General features: G+C 73.2%; 14 protein-coding genes. 7 read left to right on the top strand and 7 right to left on the bottom strand.

Annotated elements, in window-relative coordinates; genetic code table 11:
* Positions 1-17 precede the first annotated feature (17 nt).
* Positions 18-944, top strand: a complete 927-nt coding sequence (locus ACR9ZG_RS14660; protein WP_481285585.1) for a phosphotransferase family protein — start codon at positions 18-20, stop codon at positions 942-944.
* Between the two features lie 120 nt (positions 945-1,064).
* On the opposite strand, the gene ACR9ZG_RS14655 is transcribed toward ACR9ZG_RS14660, so the two are convergent.
* The 4 genes from ACR9ZG_RS14655 to ACR9ZG_RS14640 all read right to left on the bottom strand — a co-directional run bounded on the left by ACR9ZG_RS14655 (position 1,065) and on the right by ACR9ZG_RS14640 (position 4,444).
* Positions 1,065-1,940 (bottom strand): carbonic anhydrase, encoded by an 876-nt coding sequence (locus ACR9ZG_RS14655; RefSeq protein ID WP_481285584.1) that lies wholly within the window; start codon positions 1,938-1,940, stop codon positions 1,065-1,067.
* A gap of 47 nt (positions 1,941-1,987) precedes the next feature.
* Positions 1,988-3,565, bottom strand: coding sequence for an amidophosphoribosyltransferase (purF, locus tag ACR9ZG_RS14650; RefSeq protein ID WP_481285583.1), 1,578 nt, complete (start codon positions 3,563-3,565; stop codon positions 1,988-1,990).
* 34 nt (positions 3,566-3,599) lie between these two features.
* Entirely contained in the window at positions 3,600-4,004 is a 405-nt protein-coding gene (locus tag ACR9ZG_RS14645) for a hypothetical protein (protein WP_481285582.1), read from the bottom strand.
* Positions 4,005-4,087: 83 nt separating this feature from the next.
* Positions 4,088-4,444, bottom strand: coding sequence for a sterol carrier family protein (locus ACR9ZG_RS14640; RefSeq protein WP_481285581.1), 357 nt, complete (start codon positions 4,442-4,444; stop codon positions 4,088-4,090).
* 85 nt (positions 4,445-4,529) lie between these two features.
* Between ACR9ZG_RS14640 and purD the strand changes: the two genes are divergently transcribed.
* A complete protein-coding gene (gene purD, locus ACR9ZG_RS14635) occupies positions 4,530-5,786 on the top strand; it encodes a phosphoribosylamine--glycine ligase (RefSeq protein WP_481285580.1) in 1,257 nt (418 codons plus the stop codon).
* A 96-nt stretch (positions 5,787-5,882) separates the two neighbouring features.
* Here purD and ACR9ZG_RS14630 read toward each other — a convergent pair whose 3' ends face one another.
* Positions 5,883-7,127, bottom strand: a complete 1,245-nt coding sequence (locus ACR9ZG_RS14630; RefSeq protein ID WP_481285579.1) for an FAD-binding protein — start codon at positions 7,125-7,127, stop codon at positions 5,883-5,885.
* Between the two features lie 183 nt (positions 7,128-7,310).
* On the opposite strand from ACR9ZG_RS14630, the gene ACR9ZG_RS14625 reads away from it, so the two are divergent.
* The 5 genes from ACR9ZG_RS14625 to ACR9ZG_RS14605 all read left to right on the top strand — a co-directional run bounded on the left by ACR9ZG_RS14625 (position 7,311) and on the right by ACR9ZG_RS14605 (position 10,954).
* Positions 7,311-7,865: a DUF6325 family protein gene (locus tag ACR9ZG_RS14625; protein ID WP_481285578.1), complete on the top strand. Its 555-nt coding sequence runs from the start codon at positions 7,311-7,313 to the stop codon at positions 7,863-7,865.
* A 23-nt stretch (positions 7,866-7,888) separates the two neighbouring features.
* Positions 7,889-8,269: an SHOCT domain-containing protein gene (locus ACR9ZG_RS14620; RefSeq protein WP_481285577.1), complete on the top strand. Its 381-nt coding sequence runs from the start codon at positions 7,889-7,891 to the stop codon at positions 8,267-8,269.
* 53 nt (positions 8,270-8,322) lie between these two features.
* Positions 8,323-9,222: a phosphoribosylaminoimidazolesuccinocarboxamide synthase gene (locus tag ACR9ZG_RS14615; protein WP_481285576.1), complete on the top strand. Its 900-nt coding sequence runs from the start codon at positions 8,323-8,325 to the stop codon at positions 9,220-9,222.
* A gap of 115 nt (positions 9,223-9,337) precedes the next feature.
* Positions 9,338-10,012: an RraA family protein gene (locus tag ACR9ZG_RS14610; RefSeq protein WP_481285575.1), complete on the top strand. Its 675-nt coding sequence runs from the start codon at positions 9,338-9,340 to the stop codon at positions 10,010-10,012.
* A 45-nt stretch (positions 10,013-10,057) separates the two neighbouring features.
* Complete coding sequence (locus ACR9ZG_RS14605) at positions 10,058-10,954, top strand: VOC family protein (RefSeq protein WP_481285574.1); 897 nt, start codon at positions 10,058-10,060, stop codon at positions 10,952-10,954.
* A gap of 67 nt (positions 10,955-11,021) precedes the next feature.
* On the opposite strand, the gene ACR9ZG_RS14600 is transcribed toward ACR9ZG_RS14605, so the two are convergent.
* Positions 11,022-11,795, bottom strand: a complete 774-nt coding sequence (locus ACR9ZG_RS14600; protein WP_481285573.1) for an SDR family oxidoreductase — start codon at positions 11,793-11,795, stop codon at positions 11,022-11,024.
* Positions 11,792-12,241, bottom strand: coding sequence for a hypothetical protein (locus ACR9ZG_RS14595; RefSeq protein ID WP_481285572.1), 450 nt, complete (start codon positions 12,239-12,241; stop codon positions 11,792-11,794). Before ACR9ZG_RS14595 ends, ACR9ZG_RS14600 begins: the two co-directional genes overlap by 4 nt.
* Between the last annotated feature and the right edge of the window lie 129 nt (positions 12,242-12,370).

Below are 12,370 nucleotides of genomic sequence, written 5' to 3'. Positions count from 1 at the left end.
GCCGCTAGGGTGGCGGGATGGAGGCGACGAGCGACCGCGTGCGCTGGTCGGAGCTGCCCGTCGCCCTCGTCGCCCGCATCGGGGAGGCGCTCGGCGCTCCCGTGGCGGAGGCGTCCGATCAGCGGGCCGGGTACTCCCCCGGGGTCGCCGCGCGCATCGGAACGGCCGCCGGCCGGCGGGCGTTCGTGAAGGCGGCTCCGGAGCGGCTGGGCCGGGCGGCGGACTTCTACCGCCGTGAGGCGGAGGTGCTGGCGCTGCTGCCCGCCGGTGTTCCGGCACCCGGGCTGGTCGGAACCGTCGCCGAGCACACGGACGGGGACGACTGGTTCGCGCTGATCACCGAGGAGGTCGATGGCCGGCACCCCGCCGCGCCGCCGGCGACGGCCGACCTCGTTGCGATCCTCGACGTCGTCGCAGCCGCGCCACGCGCCGCCGGGCTGCCCCTCCCTCCGCTCAGCGACGGCATCGGCGTGGAGTCGTGGCCGGCGCTCGTGGCGGACCATCCGTCGGCTCTCCGCCCGGTCGAGCTCACGCACGCGACGCGCCTCGACCGGATCACGCGGGAGGTGTCGCCGCACCTGGTCGGCGACCGGCTGGTGCACCTCGACACGCGCTCCGACAACGTGCTCCTCGACGGCTCCGGACGCGCGTGGCTGGTGGACTGGGCGTGGGCGAGCATCGGTGCGAACTGGATCGACGGCTTCACCGCCCTCCTCGATGCGCGGCTCAACGGCTCGCCGGACACGGATGAGCTGCTCGGCCATCCGCTCTTCGACCAGGTCGAGCCGCGAGCGATCGATGCGCTGCTGGCTGCACTGGCCGGCGGCTTCCGGCTCAACTCGCTGCAGCCGGCGCCGCCGCGGATGCCCGCGCTGCGCCCGTTCCAGGCCGCGCAGGCCGACGTCGCCCTGGACTGGCTGATCGCCCGCGGCGCGCTGGACTGACCGCGACGGCGTGCCGATTTGGCGCGAATCGTGGTTATGGAGGCCGTATAACCGCGATTTGGCGCAAATGTCGGCGCGGGCACCGAGCCGCACCGCGTCGGCGGGGACGAAGCGCCGCCCTCAGGAGGCGGGCACCCGCGTCACCGCGCGCCCGTGCAGCGGCTGCACCGGGCGGTGGTTGTCCGGGTAGGCGGCCGTCAGCTCCTGCAGCTGCACCTCCGAGAGGGTGGCGGTCGAGAGGTACACGTTCCACTGCACGCCCTCGGTGCACGGCGGCGTGGTCAGCGAGCCCTCGTACTGCGCGCTCGCCGAGCCGCGGGGAAGCAGCGACGTCGGGTCGATCGGGTGGTCGAGCCCGGCCTCCTCGGCAGGCTTCGGAATGGCGTCGAGCAGCTGCGTCAGCGCCGCGTTCTCGGCGCCCGGCTGGAGGAGGACGGCCAGCACGACCACCTGCCCCTTCTTCGACTTATGGACGAGGTGGAGCTCCGCGGCCGCGTGCTCGCCGTCGACCGTGTGCTCGCTGCCGACGTGGAAGTGGAACTGCTGGAGGAAGTACCGCGTGCCGTCGAGGACGATCGAGTCGGCGGTGAGGTCGGTCGGCACCGCCTCCACCGTGTGACCGGTGTTCTCGACGGTGAACGCCGTGGGCCGGTAGTCGATCCGCACGGCCATCGCGGAGGTCCCGGCCGTGAGCGAGCGGGTGACGATGTCGATCGGCGACTCGTGCGACGCGCTGGTGTCACGGCAGGTCTTCGCGACGGCGTCCCAGTGGGCCGGACCGTTCACGCCGTCGTAGGACCAGGTGCTCGCCGAGGGCGCCGGAGTGGCGGAGGCGCTCCCCGGGGCCGCCGCCGTCGGTCCTGCGCACGCGGTGAGCGCCAGCGCGACACCGCCCACGACGGCGAGCGAGCGCGCGACACGGCGACGGGCGGAGGAGCGCGCGGCGGGGCGCGCGGCGAGGCGGGAGGAAATGCTGGGGCACGGCTGAACGATCATGGCATCAAAAATATCAGATGCCGCTGATGTTCCTCACCCAGGAGGCGCTACTCCTGCCGCCCCGGGTCCCCGTATGACACGAGCCGCTCGTACTCGGCGTCCGGCCCGGGCTCGCAGCCGTCGGAGGAGGCGTCAGAGCCGTCGTCCGTGGCGGCGATGGTCGCCTCAGGGCGCTCCAGGAGGTTCTTGCCGAGGTGGTGCGCGTCCGGCAGCTCGATCGGGTACTTGCCGGTGAAGCACGCCGTGCAGAGTCGCTCGCGCGGCTGCTCGGTCGCTCCGATCATGCCGTCCTCCGAGAGGTAGCCGAGGCTGTCGGCGCCGATCGACTGACGCACCTCCTCCACCCCCAGGCCGGTCGCGATGAGCTCGGCGCGCGAGGCGAAGTCGATGCCGTAGAAGCAGGGCCAGGTGATGGGCGGGCTGGAGATGCGCACGTGCACCTCGGCTGCCCCGGCCTCCCGCAGCATCGACACCAGCGCGCGCTGCGTATTGCCGCGCACGATGGAGTCGTCGACGACCACCAGGCGCTTGCCCTTGATGACCTCCTTGAGCGGGTTCAGCTTGAGCTTGATGCCGCGCTGGCGGATGGTCTGCGACGGCTGGATGAAGGTGCGGCCGACGTACGAGTTCTTGACCAGGCCCTGCCCGAAGGGGATGCCGGACGCCTGCGCGTAGCCGATGGCGGCGGGCGTGCCGGACTCGGGCGTCGGGATGACGAGGTCGGCCTCCACCTCGTGCTCGCGAGCCAGCTGGCGACCCATCTCGACCCGCGCCTCGTAGACGCCGCGGCCCGCGATGGTGGTGTCGGGACGCGCGAGGTAGACGTACTCGAAGACGCAGCCCGCGCGCTTCTCGGCGGCGAAGCGGCTGCTGCGCAGGCCGTTCTCGTCGATGGCGATCAGCTCGCCCGGCTCGATCTCGCGCACGAAGCTGGCGCCGACGATGTCGAGCGCGGCGGTCTCCGACGCGACGACCCAGCCGCGCTCCAGGCGGCCGAGCACCAGCGGGCGCACGCCCTGCGGGTCACGAGCGGCGTACAGGGTGTGCTCGTCCATGAAGACCAGGCAGAAGGCCCCGCGCAGCCGCGGCAGCACCTCCAGCGCCGTCGCCTCGAGGGTGTGGTCGAGGTCGCCGGTCAGCAGTGCGGTCACGACGGCGGTGTCGGTCGTGTTGCCGCGCGAGAGCTCGCCGTCGAACGCGGGATAGCGCTCGTGCACGAGGTCCATCAGCTCGGCGGTGTTGGTCAGGTTGCCGTTGTGGCCCAGGGCGACCGTGCCGCTGGAGGTGCGGCCGAGCGTCGGCTGCGCGTTCTGCCAGCTGGAGGCTCCGGTCGTCGAGTAGCGCGTGTGCCCGACGGCGATGTGGCCCGGGAGGGAGTTGAGCGCGTTCTCGTTGAACACCTGCGAGACCAGGCCCATGTCCTTGTAGATCAGGATCTTGGAGCCGTCGCTGGTCGCGATGCCCGCCGACTCCTGCCCGCGGTGCTGCAGCGCGTAGAGGCCGAAGTAGCTGAGCTTGGCGACCTCCTCGCCGGGCGCCCAGACGCCGAAGACGCCGCACGCGTCCTGGGGTCCCTTCTCGCCGGGCAGCAGATCGTGACTGAGAAGACCGTCGCCACCGGCCACGGGGAACCCCTTTCTCGAGGTGTTCTGGGGATGTTCAGCTCTCGACGGGAGGGCGGGCGGTTCCGGGGTCGTCCCCCGCCGCCTGATCGGCCGCGGGCTCCTCGCCCTGCTCCGTGTCGCCCTGCTCCGACTCTTCGGGGACGTGCACGTCGATTCTATCCGCCCGCACGTCGCGCGCCCTCCGCGCGTTCGCACGGTCGACGGCGAGCGCGACGACGGCTCCGAGCGCGACGCCGACGGCCACGCCGATCGCCAGGAGGAAGCCGAAGACGGCGCCGCGGTCGTAGGCGGGGTTCTCCGGGAAGGCGAAAGTCAGGATGAGCGCGACGATCGCGAACAGGATCGCGCCGGTGAGCATGAACCGGAAGTAGCGCGGCGACCGGTGCACGCGCACCTGCGTCTCGGTGACGGTGGCGCCTTCTTCCGGGTCGTTGGTCATGCGTTCATTGTCCCAGATGGAGGCTGGGCGCACGCCGGGCCGGTCGGCGGCCGTCGGGCAGCGGTGAGCGGCGGGCGGGCTCGTCAGAAGCGCAGCGGGAGGAGGCCCTCCAGGGAGGCGCGCTGCCCGGAGGCGTGCACGGCTCCCGACGCGATCCCCTCGTCCCAGCTCAGCTCGCCCGCGGCGAGCGCCAGCCACGTTGCCGGGTCGGTCTCGATCACGTTGGGCGGGGTGCCGCGGGTGTGGCGCGGGCCGGGGATGCACTGGACGGCGCCGAACGGCGGCACCCGCACCTCCACCGTGTTGCCGGGCGCGCGCTCGGCGAGCAGCTGGAGGAGGTAGCGGACGGCGGTGGCGGTCGTCTCGCGCGGGGCGTCGCCGGCGCGGGCCGCCCGCACGGCGGAGCCGCCCTCGGCGTCGGGGATCTTCGCTCGGGCCATGCGGCCATCCTCCCACCGGTCCGGCGGACCGTCCGGGGACGCGGACGCGGGCGGCGGCCTCCACCCGACCTCTAGCATGGTTCGCGTGAAGATCCTCGTCCTCGGTTCCGGTGCCCGTGAGCACGCCATCATCACCGCACTCCTGGCGGAGGAGGCGGGCCACGAGATCGTCGCCGCCCCCGGCAACGCCGGCATCGCGGCCGACGTGACGGTCGAGCCCGGACTCGACCCGCTCGACAGCGTCGCGGTCACCGAGTACGCCATCGAGCACGGCATCGAGCTCGTCGTGATCGGGCCGGAGGCTCCGCTCGTGGCCGGGGTGGCCGACCCGCTGCGCACGCGCGGCATCCCGGTGTTCGGCCCGGGCAAGGCGGCCGCGCAGCTGGAGGGGTCGAAGGCGTTCGCCAAGCGGATCATGGAGGCGGCGGGCGTCCCGACCGGGCGTGCGGTGCGCGCGGCGACCATCGCCGAGGCGGAACGCGCGCTCGACGACCTGGGCGCTCCGTACGTCGTCAAGGCCGATGGGCTCGCGGCCGGCAAGGGCGTGCTGGTCACCTCCGACCGCGCCGCCGCGCTCGACCACGCGACGCAGTACCTCCGGCACGGCAGCGTGCTCGTGGAGGAGTTCCTCGACGGGCAGGAGGTGTCGCTGTTCCTCGTCAGCGACGGGCACGACGTGCTCCCGCTCAGCCCCGCGCAGGACTACAAGCGGCTGCTCGACGGGGACGCCGGACCCAACACCGGCGGCATGGGCGCGTACTCGCCGCTGCCGTGGCTGCCCGACTCGTTCGTCGACGAGGTCATCGACACGATCGCGCTGCCGACCGTGCGGCAGCTCGCGCGTGAGCAGACGCCGTTCATCGGCCTCCTCTACTGCGGGCTCATCGTGACCGACCGCGGCATCCGGGTGATCGAGTTCAACGCGCGGTTCGGCGACCCCGAGACGCAGGTCGTGCTGCCGCGGCTCGTCACGCCGCTGTCGTCGCTGCTGTACGCCGCCGCGACCGGCGCGCTGGCGGGCATGCCGCGACCCGAGTTCGCGCTGGACACCGCTGTGACGGTCGTGCTCGCGAGCGAGGGGTACCCGGAGGCGCCGCAGACCGGGCGGCCGATCACCGGGCTGGCGGAGGCCGGGGCGGTGCCCGAGGTCACGATCGCGCACGCCGCGACGGCCCTCGACTCGGCGACCGGCGGGCTCGTCGCGACCGGCGGGCGGGTGCTCTCCGTGGTCGCGCGGGGGACGACGTTCGCCGAGGCGCGCGACCGCGCCTACGAGGCCGTGTCGCGCATCCACCTGCCCGGAGCGCAGTACCGCACCGACATCGCGGCCCGCGTCTCGTAGCCTCCCGCGCCCCCGCAGCCGCCGACTACAGGAAAAATGTCGGCTCGTCGGCCGAAAGGCGGCATTTTTCCTGTGCTCGGCGGCTGGCGTGCCCGGTCAGGCGAGCAGGCGGGTGAGGAAGGCGTTGCGGAAGCGGTAATCCGGGTCGAGGCGGTCGGCCAGGGCCCGGAAGTCCGCCAGGCGCGGGTAGAGGGTCGGGACGACGCCGTCGCGGTCGAGGTACAGCTTGCCCCAGTGCGGGCGGGCGCCGAGCGGGAGCAGGGCCTCCTCGAGGGCCGGGAGCACCGCCTCCACGCCCTCCTGGTCGCGCAGCCAGGTGAAATGGAGGCCGACGGCGTCGGTGTCGTAGGCGCTCGACAGCCACAGCCCGTCGCGCGCCACCGTGCGGATCTCGCTCACCTGCAGCACGGGCGCGATCAGCGGGCCGAGCGCGCGCACGGCCTCGATCGCCTCCACCGCCCGCGCCCGAGGGACGAGGTACTCGGACTGGATCTCGGCGCCGTTGGACGGGGTGAACTCGAACCGGAAGTGCGCGAGCCGCTCGCTCCACGGGCCGACGACACCGAGCTGCTGGGTGGTGTTGCGCACATCCATCGCCGGGATCATGTGCCGCGCCTCGGTGAGCGCCGGGGCGCCGAAGAAGTCGTCGCCCACCGCGGGCTCCACGCCGTCGAGCTCCTTGATCCAGGCGAGGTCGACCGCCGGCTCGTCCCAGGTCGTGAAGAGCGAGACGCTGTACGCGGCGGACGTGAGCTCGTCGAACCGGCCGGTCACCGCCTCCCAGGGCACGCCCCCGAACAGCCGCTGCCGGGCGTCGTACGTCGGCCGGATGTCGAGGGTCACCTCGGTGACGATCCCGAGCGCGCCCAGCGAGACCACCGCACCGTCGAAGCCCTCGTCGCCGCGGCGCAGCTCCACCACGTCGCCGCCGGCGGTGAGGATGCGCAGCCCGGCGACCGCGGTCGCGAGGTTGCCGTTGCGGTCGCCCGAGCCGTGGGTCGCGGTGGCGATGGCCCCCGCCACCGAGATGTGCGGGAGGGACGCGAGGTTGTGCAGCGCCCATCCCGCCGCCTGCAGCTCGCGCGCCAGATCGCCGTAGCGCACGCCGCCGCCCACGGAGACCGTGCGGGCGTCGCCGTCGATGCGGATGTCGGCGGGGAGGCCGGCGGTGCTGACGAGCAGCTCGTCGTCGTCGGCGAGGTCGTTGAAGGAGTGCCGGCTGCCGAGGGCGCGCACCGACCGGGCCGAGACCACGAGGTCGCGCAGCTCGTCGACGCTCGCCGGGTGCGCGATGCGCTTCGCGCGGTACTCGTAGTTGCCTGCCCAGTTCAGCTCGCCCACGCGGACCTCCTCGCGACCGGCGTCCGTCGCCGGATCGTCCGTTCAGTCTAGGGAGGCCGCGGCCCGGTCGCGGCGCGGCCGCGGCCGCCGGAGAACCCTCTTGCCGCACCGCGAACGCCCCGCGTAAGGTCAGCGCCGAGCGAGGCCGGCGGTGGGCGCCGGACCCGGGTGAGGAGGGCCGTGATGGCCGAATTCGAGTACGGGCCGGCGGAGTTCATCGTGGCCCAGTTCGACAGCGATCGACCGTCCGCGGGCGTGGTGGAGGCCATCCTCGACCTCGTCCAGAGCGGCACCGTCCGGCTGCTCGACCTGCTGTTCGTCTCGCGGCGCGAGGACGGCACGATCGAGATCCTGGAGCTGGAGGAGATCGGGGACGAGATCGGGATGGCCGACGTCGAACTCGACGCGAGCGGCCTCGCCGGCAACGAGGATGTGGAGGCGATCGCCGAGCTCATCCAGCCGGGGACCACGGGCGCGGTGCTCGTCATCGAGCATCTGTGGGCCAAGACTCTCGCCAGCCGGTTCTTCGAGTCAGGCGGCGCGGTCGTGCACATGGAGCGCATCCCGGCGCCGGTCGTCAACGCGGTGGTCGCCGGCACGTTCGACGACCTGCTGAGCGACGCCGACGACGGCGACGACGGTGCCGTGTACGCGGAGGGCGAGCAGGCGGCCGCGCAGGAGCAGTCGGGGTCGTCGGCCCGCGATCAGCAGGAGGGCACGCCGGCCACCGCCGGCTGAGCCGCAGAAGGCGAGGAGGAGACATGCCACTCAGGAGGATGGGCCGGCCCGGCCTGATCGGGATGGCCGCCCGCACGGCGGTCGTCGCCGGCACGGCCACGGCGGTGTCGGGGAGCGTCGCCCGGCACCAGCAGAACAAGCAGCAGGAGCAGTACGAGCAGCAGCAGTACGAGCAGCAGCAGGCGTACCAGCAGCAGCAGGCGATGGCGCAGCAGGCCGCGCAGGAGCAGGCCGCGCAGGAGCAGGCTGCCCAGCAGCAGGCGTACCAGCAGCAGGCAGCGCCTCCCGCAGCCTCCGCCGGCGGCGACATGATGGCGCAGCTGCAGCAGCTGGCGACGATGCACTCGCAGGGCATCCTGTCGGACGAGGAGTTCGCCACGGCGAAGGCCAAGCTGCTCGGCTGAGGACGCGGGCGGCCGCCGCGGGGCGGCCGTCCGCCAGCCCGTACGATGGTCGGGTGAGCGAACTGGCGGGCTGGATCCACACGTACTCGGGCAAGGTGCGGGACCTCTACGTGCCGGAGGGCGCCACCGGGCTCGACGACGCCGACGCCGTGCTGGTCGTCGCGAGCGACCGGGTGAGTGCGTTCGACCACGTGCTCGAGCCGGGCATCCCGGGCAAGGGCGAGCTGCTGACCACGCTGAGCCTGTGGTGGTTCGACCGCCTCGACGTGCCCAACCACCTGCTGCCCGACCACGGGCTCGACGGCGACCGCGTGGTGGAGCGCATCCCGGCCGAGGTCTCCGGCCGCGCGATGCTCGTGAAGCCGCTCGACATGTTCCCGATCGAGTGCGTCGTGCGCGGCTACCTCACCGGCAGCGGCTGGGCGGAGTACCGGGAGGCGCAGAGCGTGTGCGGCATCCCCCTCCCGGCCGGGCTGCAGAACGGGGACCGCCTCCCGGAGCCGATCTACACCCCCGCGTGGAAGGCGCCGCTCGGGCAGCACGACGAGAACATCAGCTTCGAGCGCACGGTCGAGCTGGTCGGCGCCGACGTGGCCGAGGACCTGCGACGGCTGTCCCTGCACGTGTACGAGCGCGGCGCGGCGATCGCGGAGGCGCGCGGCGTGATCATCGCGGACACCAAGTTCGAGTTCGGCGCCGACCGATCGACGGGCGAGATCACGCTGGCCGACGAGGTGCTGACGAGCGACTCCAGCCGGTACTGGGATGCGGAGGCGTACCGCACCGGCACGACGCCGGAGGAGCGGATGGCGAGCTTCGACAAGCAGATCGTGCGCGACTGGCTCGCCGCGAACTGGGACAAGACCGGCACGCCGCCCGAGCTGCCCGCCGACATCGTCGAGCGGACGGCCGCGCGCTACCGCGAACTCCTGGAACGCCTCTCGCGCCCCTGACGGTGCCCGCCAGCCCGCGAGCACAGGAAAGATGTCGCTCGAGGCGCCGATCCACGACACTTTTCCTGTGCTCGGCGGCTGCGGTAGCGTCGGGCGCGTGAATGGGAGCGGGCACGTGAGCGCGGCGACGGCGGCGGTGGCGGATGCGGCGGTGCGGCTGGGGGTCGTCGTCTCGACGGCGCCGGTCGGGCTCGTGCCGCTGCTGCCTGGGCGCCCCTTCTCCGGTCCGGCGGCGCCCGTGACGCACCTGGGCAGCGTCGACGTGCTGCTCGAGACCATCGACGACGCCCCTCCCGGAGCCGTGCTCGTCATCGACAACGGCGGCCGCGACGACGAGGCCTGCGTCGGCGACCTCATGCTGCTGGAGGCGGCGGAGGCCGGGATGAGCGGCGTCGTCGTGTGGGGCCGGCACCGCGACACGGCGCAGCTGCGCGAGATCGGGCTTCCGCTGTTCAGCCGCGGTCCGCACCCCTTCGGGCCGCGGCGCGTGCCGCCGGCCGGGACCGCGATGCGGAGCGCGTTCCTCGACGGCGTGCCGGTGTCGCCCGACGACTGGATCCTCGCCGACGACGACGGCGTGCTCGTCATCGGGCCCGAGCGGCGCGACGAGCTCTTCGAGACGGCCCTGCGCATCCAGGAGGTCGAGGGCGCCCAGTCCGAACGGATGCGGGCCGGCGCCTCCCTGCGTGACCAGCTCGACTTCCGGCGTTACCGCGAGCTGCAGGCGGCCGATCCGACGCTCACGCTGCGGCGCTACCTGGCCGAAACCGGCGGGGCGATCGAGACGTAGCCGCTCCGCAGAAATTTCGGGGCGTCGCGGCGCGTTGGATGCGGTATGCCCGAAACTCTGCCCGCCGCCTCCGCCATGGGTGCGGTCACCCTCCGCGTCGCCAACCTCGACGCGATGACCGCCTACTACCGCGACGCCGTCACCCTCACGGTCCAGGCCGCCGAGGGCGGGCGGGTCGTGCTGGGGCGCGACGGCGTGCCCTCGGTCATCCTGGAGCACGCTCCCGAGCTGCGCCATGCGGGGCCGCACGAGGCCGGGCTGTTCCACACCGCGATCCTCTTCGACACGCAGGAGGCGCTGGCAGCCGCGGTGTACTCCGTCGCCCGCCGCGCGCCCGGCACGTTCACGGGCAGCGCCGATCACCTGGTGAGCCAGGCGTTCTACTTCACCGACCCCGAGGGGAACGGCGTCGAGCTGTACTGGGACCGCGACCGCAGCCTGTGGAGCTGGACGCACGGCCAGGTCGAGATGGACACGCTGTACCTCGATCCGAACGGCTTCCTGCGCGAGCACCTCACCGACCGCGCAGCCGCCCTGGCGGAGGGCGAGCGGGCCTCAGGCGCGGCGGACCCGGCGGTGGAGCTGGGCGGTGCGTCGGTCGGGCACGTGCACCTCTCGGTCGGCGATGTCGCGACCGCGCGCTCCTTCTACGTCGACCGGCTCGGCTTCGAGACGACGGCGGCGCTCGGATCGTCCGCCCTGTTCGTCTCGGCGGGCGGCTACCACCACCACATGGCGATGAACACGTGGAACAGCCGCGGGGCCGGTCAGCGCCGGCTCGCGCTCGGGCTCGGCGAGGTGGTCATCCACGTGCCGACGGCCGACGACCTCGGCGAGCTGAGCGAGCGGATGCGGCACTATGGCGTTCAGGCGCGCGACGACGGCCGCTCGGTCGCGTTCGACGACCCGTGGGCGAACGCCGTGCGGGTCACCGCGGCGTAGCCGGCGCCGCGCCCGCCTCCCGGCCGAGTCGTGACGTGATGTCACGACTCGCGCCCGCAACCCGCATCTAGTCACGGGTCGGCAGAGCCCGCACCTCCTCCAGCCACGCGTCGAAGGTCTGCGTGCCGAGGCGGGCGTTCGGGCCGGCGAGGAGGGTGCCGTCGCGCAGCGCCCGGCCCCAGCGTCCCGGGAGCGGCACCGTCAGCACCCGGCCGTCATCGCCGGTCGCGGCCAGGTAGCGGCGGACGAGCGTCGGCATGTCCTCCACACGGGGCCCGGCGAGGTCGCCCGCGTCTCCGCGGGGTGCGCCCACGGCGAGTTCGGCCAGAGCGGCGCCGACCTCTGCAGCGGCGACCGGCTGGGAGGTCATGGCCGGCACGATCCGCAGCCGGCCGGGCTTGCCGCGGGAGGCGAGCTGCTGCGCGAACTCGTGGAACTGGGTGGCGCGGAGGATGCTCCAGCCCGTGCCCGACTCCCGCACGAGCCGCTCCTGCAGCGCCTTGCCCGCGTAGTACGCGGCCGGGGCCTCCGCCGCGCCGACGATGGAGAGCGCGACGTGATGCGGCACCCCTGCGGCGCGCTCGGCGTCGAGGAGCGTGCGCGTGACCGTGCCGAAGAAGCGCTTGGAGGCCGACGCGCTCAGCGTCTCCACCGAGGCCACATCCACCACCGCGGCGCATCCGGCGAGCGCCGTCACGACACCGGGCAGCGCCTCCGCGCCTCCTGTGAGGTCGACGCCCGCCGCCCGGCTGAGCACGACCGGCTCGTGGTCGGCGGCGCGCAGCGCGGCGACGACGTGCCGGCCGACCACACCCGTTCCACCCGCGACCGCGACCTTCATCGGAGCACCTCCGTCACGATCGTGCGGGGCGCAGCGGCCCCGGCCCGGCGGCGCACGGGCAGCAGCAGAGCGACGCCGAGCAGCGCGCTGAGCCCGAGCGACACGAGCGAGCCGACGACGTCACCGGCCGAGCCCTCGGGGTGGAGGGCGTGGTAGCCGAAGTGCAGCACCCCGAAGACCGCCCAGGCGAGCCCGACGACCCTCCCCGGCTGCGCGGAACGCGAGAGCGCGGCGGCCAGGCTGGCGGCGCCGAGGCCGAGGTAGAGGGCGCCGACGTCGCGGACGAGGTGCTCGTTGTAGGGACCGTCGACGTCGACCCAGTGCAGGCCGAAGCCGGGGAAGGAGCGGTAGAAGGCGTCCGGTGCCGCGAAGGCCCAGCCGCCGACGTACGCCCCCAGGGCGACGCCGAGCGCGAGCAGAGCGCGGCGCAGTGGTGTGTTGTCCATACCTCTGTTGACGAAGTGGCATGCAGGAATGTGAGGTGGAGACTCACATTCCCGGCGCCTGATCGGTCTTAATGGTCGAGACGGAAGGGGACGGCTGTGATGGAGGAGACCTGTCTCTTATACACATCT

This window comes from Leifsonia sp. KNZ12-8B, assembly GCF_056755495.1.
Note: the sequence above shows the minus strand (reverse complement) of the source record. Positions and strands in the feature narration are given on the sequence as shown.

Bases quoted from the DNA above. Each gene is read 5' to 3' on its own strand.
- ACR9ZG_RS14655 (WP_481285584.1), bottom strand. From the start codon at position 1,940: ATGATCGTTCAGCCGTGCCCCAGCATTTCCTCCCGCCTCGCCGCGCGC.
- ACR9ZG_RS14620 (WP_481285577.1), top strand. From the start codon at position 7,889: ATGCCACTCAGGAGGATGGGCCGGCCCGGCCTGATCGGGATGGCCGCC.
- ACR9ZG_RS14625 (WP_481285578.1), top strand. From the start codon at position 7,311: ATGGCCGAATTCGAGTACGGGCCGGCGGAGTTCATCGTGGCCCAGTTC.
- ACR9ZG_RS14660 (WP_481285585.1), top strand. From the start codon at position 18: ATGGAGGCGACGAGCGACCGCGTGCGCTGGTCGGAGCTGCCCGTCGCC.
- ACR9ZG_RS14595 (WP_481285572.1), bottom strand. From the start codon at position 12,241: ATGGACAACACACCACTGCGCCGCGCTCTGCTCGCGCTCGGCGTCGCC.
- ACR9ZG_RS14605 (WP_481285574.1), top strand. From the start codon at position 10,058: ATGCCCGAAACTCTGCCCGCCGCCTCCGCCATGGGTGCGGTCACCCTC.
- ACR9ZG_RS14645 (WP_481285582.1), bottom strand. From the start codon at position 4,004: ATGACCAACGACCCGGAAGAAGGCGCCACCGTCACCGAGACGCAGGTG.
- ACR9ZG_RS14640 (WP_481285581.1), bottom strand. From the start codon at position 4,444: ATGGCCCGAGCGAAGATCCCCGACGCCGAGGGCGGCTCCGCCGTGCGG.
- ACR9ZG_RS14600 (WP_481285573.1), bottom strand. From the start codon at position 11,795: ATGAAGGTCGCGGTCGCGGGTGGAACGGGTGTGGTCGGCCGGCACGTC.